This is a genomic window from Sulfuritalea sp., assembly GCF_017302275.1.
Taxonomy (GTDB): Bacteria; Pseudomonadota; Gammaproteobacteria; order Burkholderiales; family Rhodocyclaceae; genus Sulfuritalea.
The window spans coordinates 1-9,376 of the sequence record NZ_JAFLDR010000070.1 but is presented as its reverse complement, the minus strand read 5'-3'; the positions used below and the strand labels follow the sequence as shown (position 1 = coordinate 9,376).

The following is a 9,376-nucleotide window of genomic DNA, read 5'->3' as shown; positions in this document are numbered from 1 at the left end:
AGAAGGAAGGCAACAAGTGGGTGGTGCTGATGGAACGCACGCTGGCCGCGTCCGGCGGCAAGGGTGACCATGCCATCGGCGCCGACAAGGTATATAACTTCGGCTTCGCCATCCACGAGGATTTCACCAATGCCCGCTATCATTACGTGTCGCTCGGCTATCAGTTCGGCCTTGACAAGGATGACCCGGCGACGAAGAGCTACATCAACGTCCAGAAGCAGCAAGGCGGTGATCAGTATCTGTGGGCAATGCCTCCCGCGCGCCTTGGACGCCATATCTTCTAGTAACGGGTGATCAGTTCCAGCCAACCGTCCGACAGGATTGAGGTGATTTCCATTGCGATCGCCTTGTCGAGACCGGTCGCGATGAGCAGGCCGGAAAACATCGCCAACAGGCCAAATCCGTGGCGCAGTTGGACGCCGTGTCCGAGCGCCCATGCTCTCATTCTGGCAAAGGCGGAGCGGGACGCATAGGCCGCCAATACAAGCGGTGTTGCCGCGCCCAGGCCGAACAGCCCAAGCAGCAGAGCCCCCAGGCCGGCGTCGCGCCCGGTAGCCACCAATGCAACCGACGAGATCAGCATCGGTCCAGCGCAGGGGCTCCACGCGAGGCCGAGCAGGCCGCCAAAAAATAGAGCGGCGGCGGGCGATTGATGCCCTACTGCACCGGCGAGACGATCGGCGGACAAGGCCAGCGGCTGGACCAGACGCGTCACAAGATTTGCGAGGGGATCGATCCAGAGCGCCAGCCCGAAGACGATGAGGCTGATTGCCGCCCCGTGGTGGACCCATTCAGCTTCCAATCCCATCGACGGTCCGAGGGCGCCAAGGACCCAGCCGGCTACCGCGAAGGCGGTTGTCATGCCGATGCCCATCAGCAGGGGGGCGGCACGGTGGCGCTGCATCGCGCCGCCGATGACCAGCGGCAAGAGGGGCAGCACGCAAGGGGAGAGCGTCGTCAAGAGCCCGGCTGCGTAGGTAAAGCCGATACTGGCGGGTACGAAGGTGTCGACGACTACCGCCATTGCCTGATATTCATAGCGCCTTGGCGAACAACTGCTTGAGTTGTTCGGGGCGGAAATCTCCAGTAGTGCGCGCGCGTTCAAGTTCTCCGCGGAAAACGACCAAAGTGGAGAAACTGGAAACATCGAAGCGCCTGCGTAGCGCCTCTTCCTTGAAATAGTCGGCCTGGAACACGATGACCCCACCCATGGTCTTGTCGTTCATCAGTGCCTTGACGCCACGCTCCTGCATGACGCAGACCGGACACCAGCCGCTATGGAACTGGATCGCCGTGACCTTGCCTTCGCTCCGAGCCCGAGAAAATGCATCGGCCTGGTAGGGCAGGATGTCAAGCGCCAGGACGGGCGTCGCGATCACAGCGGCAATCACGACGGACAGCAGGCTTGTCTGTTTCAAGGAGATTGTCTCGATCAAGAAAGTCCCATTCTGATCTTCGGTCAGGGATATGGCAAAGCAATCGGCTTAATCCTATCAACAGCATTCCTTGGGGAATCTGCACCATGGCCCGTCCTCCTGACCGCTCGTTTGGGCACAGGCCTGTTTCCAGGCCAACTATTGCACCGACAATTCGGATTTGACAGTGGCTTTGCCGATTGGTTAGAATGCTCGGCTTTCCGTGAAGCGCACGGGTCACTTGACTCCATGCCGCGCAGGACGGGTAATCGAAGCAAGCAAGGATCAGCGAATGAAAACATTTTCCGCCAAGCCGCATGAAGTCCAGCACGACTGGTATGTCGTGGATGCGACTGACAAGGTGCTCGGCCGCCTGGCTACCGAGATCGCCCGCCGCCTGCGGGGCAAGCACAAGCCGATTTTCACGCCGCACGTCGATACCGGCGATTTCATCGTCGTGGTCAACGTCGAAAAGTTGCGCGTTACCGGCAACAAGGCCCAGGACAAGATGTACTACCGCCACACGGGCTATCCGGGTGGTATCCGGGAAACCAACTTCACCAAGCTTCAGCAGCGTTTCCCCGGCCGCATTCTGGAAAAGGCCGTCAAGGGCATGCTGCCGAAGGGCCCCCTGGGCTATGCGATGCTGAAGAAAATGAAGTGCTATGCCGGTGGCGCCCATCCGCACACCGCCCAGCAACCCAAGGCGCTGGAAATTTAAGGAGCTTTCATGGCAGTCACCCAATATTACGGAACCGGACGCCGCAAGACGGCCATTGCTCGCGTGTTCCTGCGCAGCGGCAGCGGCAAGTTCGTGGTCAATGACAAACCGGTCGACGAGTTTTTCTCGCGTGAAACCGGCCGCATGGTGGTGCGCCAGCCGCTCGAACTGACCCAGCACACCAAGACCTTTGACATTCTGGTGAATGTCGAGGGCGGCGGTGAGTCCGGTCAGGCCGGTGCCGTGCGCCACGGGATTACCCGCGCCCTGATCGAATACGATGCGACCCTCAAACCCGCTCTTTCGAACGCTGGATTCGTCACGCGTGACGCCCGCGAAGTCGAGCGAAAGAAGGTCGGCTTCCGCAAGGCGCGCCGGCGCAAGCAGTTTTCGAAGCGCTAAGCTTCAGCGGTATTTTCGCTGTCGCACGAAAAGCCGCCTTCGGGCGGCTTTTTCATCCGTGAGTTACCATCAATCCATAGCAGCGAGGGGAGTCTCATGATCAAGGCGGGCATCGTCGGCGGTACGGGTTACACCGGGGTGGAACTATTGCGCCTGCTGGCGCGACACCCTGGAGTCGAAATGACCGCCATCACGTCGCGCGGCGAGGCTGGGACTCCGGTTGCGGACATGTTTCCCAGTCTGCGTGGCGCTGTCGGCTTGAAATTCAGCGACCCGAAGGATGCGCCGTTGGTGGACTGCGACGTGGTGTTCTTCGCCACGCCCAACGGTATCGCCATGCAGCAGGCCGCCGGGCTGCTTGAGGCCGGTGTAAGGGTGGTCGATCTCGCGGCGGATTTCCGCATCAAGGACATCGGCTTGTGGGAGAAGTGGTATGGCATGAGCCACGCCAGCCCGGCGCTGGTGGCCGAAGCGGTATATGGCTTGCCGGAAGTCAACCGAGATCAGATTCGCGGCGCCAGGATAGTGGCCAACCCGGGCTGCTACCCGACCGCCACGCAACTCGGTTTCCTGCCATTGATCGAGTCCGGCTGCGTGGATCTCGCGCATCTGATCGCCGATGCCAAGTCGGGTGTTTCCGGGGCGGGACGCAAGGCTGAAATCGGCATCCTGTTTTCCGAGGCGTCGGACAACTTCAAGGCCTACGGCGTACCGGGCCATCGCCACTTGCCCGAAATCAGGCAGGGACTCGCGCGCGCGGCGGGCAAGCCGATGGACCAGATCGGCCTGACGTTCGTTCCGCATCTCACGCCGATGATTCGCGGCATTCATTCGACGCTCTATGCACGCATAACGCGCGAAGTCGATTTCCAGGCCCTGTTCGAGCAGCGTTATGCCAACGAGCCATTCGTCGACGTACTGCCGCCAAAATCGCATCCCGACACGCGGTCGGTGCGGGCGGCCAATACCTGCCGGATCGGGGTGCATCGGCCGCAGGATGGCGACACCCTGGTCGTCCTTTCGGTTATCGACAACCTGGTGAAAGGCGCCGCGGGCCAGGCGGTACAGAACATGAACCTCATGTTTGGTCTCGACGAATGTTCGGGTCTTTCGCAAGTTCCCGTCTTGCCCTGACGCTGAGGCGGCTGCGTGGCCGCTTCGGGATCTCCGCGCCGCGGGTGGCGGTACGGACCCACCTGCCCTGGTATTGGCGCGCGCTTTCCGTGATCGTCCTGTCAGGCGCATCGCTGGCGCTGGCCGGCTGGATTTATGACGCAGGCCAGCGCTTTGCCGGATTTCGCCAGGGCGATAGTGAGCAGGAAATCGCCGAGATGCGGGCGCGGATAGTTCAGCTGGAGGCGGAACTGGAAGGGGCGCGAAAGGTGGCGAATGCCAGCGAAAGCCGTTTGCGGATCGAAAGTACGTCGCAGGAACGGCTGGCGACCCAGATCAGGACCCTGGAGGAGCAGAACGCCCTGCTCAAATCCGACTTGGCGACATTCGAAAGCTTGGCGGGCGGCGAGACCGGCAATTCGGGGCTGGCGATCAGTCGCTTGCAAGTCAATCCGACGGGCGACGGCCAGTATCGGTATCGCCTTCTGCTCGCGCAGACCGGCGACAAGAAAGACAGGGACAAGGAATTCAAGGGCATGATCCAGGTATTGGCTACCGTGCAGCGCGGCAAGGAGACTGGTATGATCCAATTCCCTTCCGCCGGGGACCCCGCGGCGGATCAGTATCAAGTGATTTTTCGGTACTTTCGGCGCCTGGAGGGTTCCTTCAATGTGGGCGCCGGGGCGCGAATTCTGCGCGTCGAGGTACGTCTGGTTCAGGACGGCGTTGTCAAGGCGACCCAGAGCGTTGCGCTATGACCGGCATCGCATTGATTTCATTTGCAGGCGAGGAGATTCCCAACAATGTTCGGCAAGAAAACCAATAAACCTCAGGGGCGCATCGATAGCTTGATCGGCGTCGGTACTTCCCTGGAAGGCGACGTGACGTTTTCCGGGGGGCTTCGCGTGGACGGCGAGATCAAGGGCAACGTTCGCGCGGTGGACGGCCAGCCCGCAACCTTGGTCATCAGCGAACACGCGAGGATCGAGGGCGAAATCTCGGTTTCCCACCTGGTAATTAACGGGACCGTGATCGGTCCGGTGCATTCCAGCGATTTCGTGGAACTTCAGGCGCGCGCCCGGGTCACCGGGGATGTCGAATACAGCACGATTGAAATGCACCTTGGCGCCGTGGTTCAGGGCCGGCTCGTGCATCAGGGACTACCGGCCAAGGCCGTGGAATTGAAGCTTGCCGCGAGCAATTGACCTTTACCGGCATTGAATACATAATTAGTGGACTTATTTTGTAAACTATTAGAGCGCCCCCTAGGAGAACACCATGAACGCACCCACCGAAATGCCGGCACCACTGAATTTCACCGATAGCGCCGCGAGCAAGGTCAAGGAACTCATCGCCGAAGAAGGCAACCCGGAACTTAAGTTGCGCGTGTTCGTTACGGGCGGCGGTTGCTCAGGCTTCCAGTACGGTTTCACCTTCGACGAAGTGACCAACGAGGACGATACCGTGATGGAGAAGAACGGCGTTTCCTTGCTGATCGATCCCATGAGTTACCAGTACCTAGTGGGTGCAGAGATCGACTACTCGGAAGGCCTCGAAGGCTCACAGTTCGTTATCAAGAATCCCAACGCGACCAGCACCTGCGGTTGCGGTTCGTCCTTCTCGGCCTGATCCAGCGTTTCCAGGCACGCGAAACGGCGTGGAGCCTTGGGCTCCACGCGTTTGTTGTTCGTGTTTGGCGGATTTTTGGGGGCGCGCCGGTCGCCTTACCTTGGATAGATGGCGCCAAGTATTCGCGGCCCGCGTGCGCCGGTAACCTCGGCGAGGTTGCCCGGCAGATTGTTAAGCGTGCGCCAGGCCAGCCAGGCAAAGGCTAGCGCTTCGACCCAATCGGCGCCTTGCCCCAATAAGTCGGTGCTGGCGACACGGCAATTGGCGGCGAGATGTTGCAGCCGTGCCATCAGCTTCCGGTTGTGCGCGCCGCCGCCACATACATATAGTTCATCGGGGGCATCGCACCAGCGCGCGATTGCCCCGGATGCCGCTCTGGCAGTCAATTCGAGCAGGGTCGCCTGGACGTCTTCAGGCCTCTCGCTGCCGGAAAGCTGCTGTTCGAGCCATGGGAGGTTGAACTCCTCGCGGCCGCAACTCTTGGGTGGGCTCGCGGCAAAAAAACTGTCTGCGAGCAGGCTATCCAGCAGGTCAGACAGAACTTGGCCCGTCGCCCCCCACTCGCCGCTCTCGTCGTAGGGTAGCCCCTTGTGGCGCTCGATCCAGGCGTCCATGAGCAGATTCCCTGGGCCGCAATCGAAGCCGCCCACCGGTTCCGCGGGCTTGAGATTGGTCAGGTTGGCGATACCGCCGATGTTTAGGATCACCCGATGGCGCGTAGTATCGCCAAACACCGCAGCATGAAAAGCAGGCACCAGTGGCGCGCCTTGGCCGCCTGCGGCGATGTCACGGCTGCGGAAATCCGCCACGACGGGGATTCCGGTCAGTTCCGCCAGCAGCGCGGGGTTGTTCAGCTGCACGCTGTAGCCCGCCGAGGGCTGGTGGCGAATTGTCTGGCCATGACAGCCAATCGCCGCGACCTGCGAGGCATCGACGCCAGCCTTGCCCAAGAGTCTGCCGACCGCTTCGGCATAGCTGCGGGCCAGTGTGTTGGCCAGCCGTGCGGCAAGGTGGATTTCATTGTGCTGCGTGCCATGCAGCAGCAAGGCTTGGCCGCGTACTTCCGGCGCGTAGGGTTGCCAGAAGGTCGCCAGCGTTTGTGGCGGCTTTTGCGAAAAATCCACCAGCGCCGCGTCGATTCCGTCAAGGCTCGTCCCTGACATCAGCCCGATGACCAACGACGGTGCCAATGCCATGTCAGTTGGACTGGGCGAGGTTGAATCCGCGAATCAGGTCGAGGCGAGCGAGGTGGATACCGGTTTGCGCCTGAAATTGTGCCAGTTGCTGCGGCATCAGTGGCGGCGCGCTGGGCAAGGCAATCGCCAGCGGATTCTGGTGCATGTCGCCGACGCGGAATTCGTAGTGCAGGTGCGGTCCGCTGGCGAGCCCTGTGGCGCCGACGAAGGCGATCACGTCGCCTTGGCTGACGCGACTGCCCTTGCGCAGGCCGGACGCAAAACCCGAAAGGTGTCCATACAGCGTGGTGTAGCGTCCCTGGTGACGCAGGATGACGACCTTGCCGTAGCCGCCTTGGACACCGACGAATTCAACGACGCCATTGCCGGTCGCCTTGACCCGCGTTCCGACCGGCGCGCCATAATCGACGCCGCGATGCGCGCGCCATTTTTGCAGTACTGGATGGAAGCGCGCAGAAGTAAACCCCGAGGTAATGCGTGAGAACTCCAGGGGCGAGCGCAGAAATGCTTTGCGTATGTTCTTGCCTTCGGCGGTGTAGTAGCCGCCGGTGTTCTCGCCGTCGGAAGCATCGGCGAACCAGGCGGCACGATAGGTTTTCCCATTATTGACGAACTCGGCGGCAAGAATGCGGCCGCTGCGCACCGCGCGTCCAAGGTGATTCACCGACTCGTAGATGACAGCGAATCGATCTCCTTTGCGCAGATCACGGTGGAAATCGATGTCGCCGCCGAAAATATCCGCGAGTTGCGTTGCCACAGAATCGGGAATCCCGGCCGCATCGGAGGCGCCGAACAAGGAATAACGGATTTCGGCGGTCTTCATCACGACTTGGGTTTCCAGCGGCAACGTCTGCTCCGAAGCGACGAACCGGTCGCCCTGGCGTTCGACAACGAGCGCCTGATCCTTGCCGCCGTTGAGCGGGAACACCAGTGTGTGCAGTTCGCCCTGCGGTCCGGTTCGGGCGGAGAGGTTCTTGCCCGGACTCAATTGGCGAAAAAGGCTCTGGGTCGTGGCGCTGCCCTTGAGAAAACCGACAGCCGCAGGGTCATCTATGCCAAGTCGCTGCAGCAGTTCCATGACGGTATCGCCGCGCTGTACCCGGTCTTCGCGCAAAAACGTCTGGTCAGCATCCGGCGCGACCGTCAGTGGCCGTAGCGCCAATTGTTCGACTACGTCCTGGCGCGGAATGTTTTCGATGGCAGAGTTGCTTACGGTACCGAAAGCAGCGACCATGCCGAACAGCGAAACTCCGAATATCGCCGCACCAGTCCAGAAATGCCCGGAATGGCTGGTTCGGCCGTCGGAGAGTTGCGCTAAAATCCCGCTCTTGTTTTTTCGCAATTGGATGGGTTGGCGACAAAAAAGTCGTGGAAGTGTAGCAAATATCCCCCTTCCGTCAAATCGGGTTTATCACTAATGGTCGATATCGAGTCCCAACTGGCTCTCATCAAGCGCGGCGCCGACGAATTGCTGATCGAGTCCGAACTCGTCGAAAAACTGAAATCCGCGCGCCCGCTGCGCATCAAGGCGGGATTCGATCCAACGGCGCCGGACCTCCACCTCGGCCACACGGTGCTGATCAACAAGTTGCGCCATTTCCAGGATCTCGGCCACCATGTGATGTTCCTGATCGGAGATTTCACGGGGATGATCGGGGATCCGAGTGGCAAGAATGCGACCCGGCCACCGCTGTCTCGCGAGCAGATATTGGAAAACGCGAACACCTATCGCGAGCAGGTGTTCAAGATTCTTGATCCGGTGAAGACCGAAGTCTGCTTCAACTCCAGCTGGTTCGAGCCGCTGGGTGCGGCGGGGATGATCAAACTGGCCGCGCGCCACACGGTGGCGCGCATGCTGGAGCGTGACGACTTCTCCAAACGATACTCCGGTGGGCAGCCGATCGCGATCCATGAATTCCTCTACCCACTCTGCCAGGGCTACGATTCGGTCGCCATGAAGGCAGACGTTGAGTTGGGCGGTACCGATCAGAAGTTCAACCTGCTGGTGGGGCGCGAATTGCAGAAGCACTACGGGCAGGCACCGCAATGTGTCCTCATGATGCCCCTGCTCGAAGGCTTGGACGGCGTTAACAAGATGTCCAAGTCGCTCGGCAATTACATCGGGATAGCCGAGTCGCCTGCCGAGATTTTCGGCAAACTGATGTCGATTTCGGATGAGTTGATGTGGCGCTACTACGAATTGCTGTCGTTTCGTGGCAACGACGAAATTGCGGGCTTCAAACGCGAAGTCGCCGATGGCCGTAACCCACGCGACATCAAGGTGCTACTGGGGCAGGAGATCGTTGCCAGATTCCATTCTGTTGCCGAGGCAGAGGCGGCGCTGGCCGAGTTTGAGGCGCGATTCCAGCGCGGCGTGCTGCCCGATGACATGCCCGAAATCAGCGTGACCGCGGGCTCGCTGGCCCAGGTGCTGAAAGCTGCGGGCCTGACCCCAAGTACCTCAGACGCTTTGCGCATGATCGAGGGCGGCGGCGTCCGGATCAATGGCGAAAAAGTCGGTGATCGCAACACGGCACTGGCGGCGGGCGACCGTGTTGTGCTTCAGGTAGGCAAGCGAAAGTTCGCCCGCGTTACGCTCTTGTAGAAATTCCGAAGATTTCTTGCAGAAGTTGTTGACCGCGCATTCGTGATCCGTATAATGCGCCCCTCTTTGCTGCACGACTGATCGCTTGCAGCGCGTTCTTTAAAAACCAAACAACCGATAGGTGTAGGTGCTTGCTGGGCTGGTGGTGGTAGTGGGTGGACATTCCGTGATCGAAGGGATGGAAGCTGGACCGGGTTGGAAGACACGGGCCGAGTTCTGAGCGGAGTGCGAAAGCATGAGGTGAAGGATCTGCTGCTGCTGGATGCTAAGAGTATTGAGAAGCAAGCGCTTACAC

The 9,376-nt window shown here is 60.4% G+C and carries 11 protein-coding genes and 1 pseudogene; 8 read left to right on the top strand and 4 right to left on the bottom strand.

What is annotated here, in order from left to right; translation table 11 throughout:
• Positions 1 to 284 (top strand): annotated as a pseudogene (locus J0M27_RS20740) (hypothetical protein); the annotation flags it as partial.
• Here J0M27_RS20740 and J0M27_RS20735 read toward each other — a convergent pair.
• Together J0M27_RS20735 and J0M27_RS20730 are read right to left on the bottom strand one after the other, a co-directional pair.
• Positions 281 to 1,024, bottom strand: a complete 744-nt coding sequence (locus tag J0M27_RS20735; RefSeq protein WP_294996455.1) for a cytochrome c biogenesis protein CcdA — start codon at positions 1,022 to 1,024, stop codon at positions 281 to 283. The pseudogene J0M27_RS20740 and the gene J0M27_RS20735 sit on opposite strands and share 4 nt — an antisense overlap.
• A 10-nt stretch (positions 1,025 to 1,034) precedes the next feature.
• The gene (locus J0M27_RS20730; protein ID WP_294996453.1) at positions 1,035 to 1,418 is read right to left on the bottom strand and encodes a thioredoxin family protein; all 384 of its coding nucleotides are present in this window, start codon (positions 1,416 to 1,418) and stop codon (positions 1,035 to 1,037) included.
• A gap of 289 nt (positions 1,419 to 1,707) precedes the next feature.
• Here J0M27_RS20730 and rplM point away from each other — a divergent pair, with 289 nt between their 5' ends.
• The 6 genes from rplM (at position 1,708) to erpA (ending at position 5,280) form a co-directional block, all read left to right on the top strand.
• The gene (gene rplM / locus J0M27_RS20725) at positions 1,708 to 2,136 is read left to right on the top strand and encodes a 50S ribosomal protein L13 (protein WP_294996451.1); all 429 of its coding nucleotides are present in this window, start codon (positions 1,708 to 1,710) and stop codon (positions 2,134 to 2,136) included.
• A 9-nt stretch (positions 2,137 to 2,145) separates the two neighbouring features.
• Entirely contained in the window at positions 2,146 to 2,538 is a 393-nt protein-coding gene (rpsI, locus tag J0M27_RS20720; protein ID WP_294996448.1) for a 30S ribosomal protein S9, read from the top strand.
• 96 nt (positions 2,539 to 2,634) lie between these two features.
• Entirely contained in the window at positions 2,635 to 3,672 is a 1,038-nt protein-coding gene (argC, locus tag J0M27_RS20715) for an N-acetyl-gamma-glutamyl-phosphate reductase (protein WP_294996445.1), read from the top strand.
• Positions 3,636 to 4,409, top strand: a complete 774-nt coding sequence (locus J0M27_RS20710; protein ID WP_294996441.1) for a DUF6776 family protein — start codon at positions 3,636 to 3,638, stop codon at positions 4,407 to 4,409. Before argC ends, J0M27_RS20710 begins: the two co-directional genes overlap by 37 nt.
• Before the next feature lie 45 nt (positions 4,410 to 4,454).
• Complete coding sequence (locus J0M27_RS20705; RefSeq protein WP_294996439.1) at positions 4,455 to 4,856, top strand: polymer-forming cytoskeletal protein; 402 nt, start codon at positions 4,455 to 4,457, stop codon at positions 4,854 to 4,856.
• A 73-nt stretch (positions 4,857 to 4,929) separates the two neighbouring features.
• Positions 4,930 to 5,280, top strand: coding sequence for an iron-sulfur cluster insertion protein ErpA (gene erpA, locus J0M27_RS20700; RefSeq protein WP_294996436.1), 351 nt, complete (start codon positions 4,930 to 4,932; stop codon positions 5,278 to 5,280).
• 95 nt (positions 5,281 to 5,375) lie between these two features.
• Here erpA and J0M27_RS20695 read toward each other — a convergent pair whose 3' ends face one another.
• Together J0M27_RS20695 and J0M27_RS20690 are read right to left on the bottom strand one after the other, a co-directional pair.
• Positions 5,376 to 6,476, bottom strand: coding sequence for an anhydro-N-acetylmuramic acid kinase (locus J0M27_RS20695; protein WP_294996433.1), 1,101 nt, complete (start codon positions 6,474 to 6,476; stop codon positions 5,376 to 5,378).
• A 1-nt stretch (position 6,477) separates the two neighbouring features.
• Positions 6,478 to 7,710 carry a peptidoglycan DD-metalloendopeptidase family protein gene (locus J0M27_RS20690; protein ID WP_294996430.1) on the bottom strand — a complete coding sequence of 411 codons (1,233 nt, stop codon included), beginning with the start codon at positions 7,708 to 7,710 and terminating at the stop codon, positions 6,478 to 6,480.
• Between the two features lie 183 nt (positions 7,711 to 7,893).
• Here J0M27_RS20690 and tyrS point away from each other — a divergent pair, with 183 nt between their 5' ends.
• Positions 7,894 to 9,081: a tyrosine--tRNA ligase gene (tyrS, locus tag J0M27_RS20685; protein WP_294996428.1), complete on the top strand. Its 1,188-nt coding sequence runs from the start codon at positions 7,894 to 7,896 to the stop codon at positions 9,079 to 9,081.
• Positions 9,082 to 9,376 lie beyond the last annotated feature (295 nt).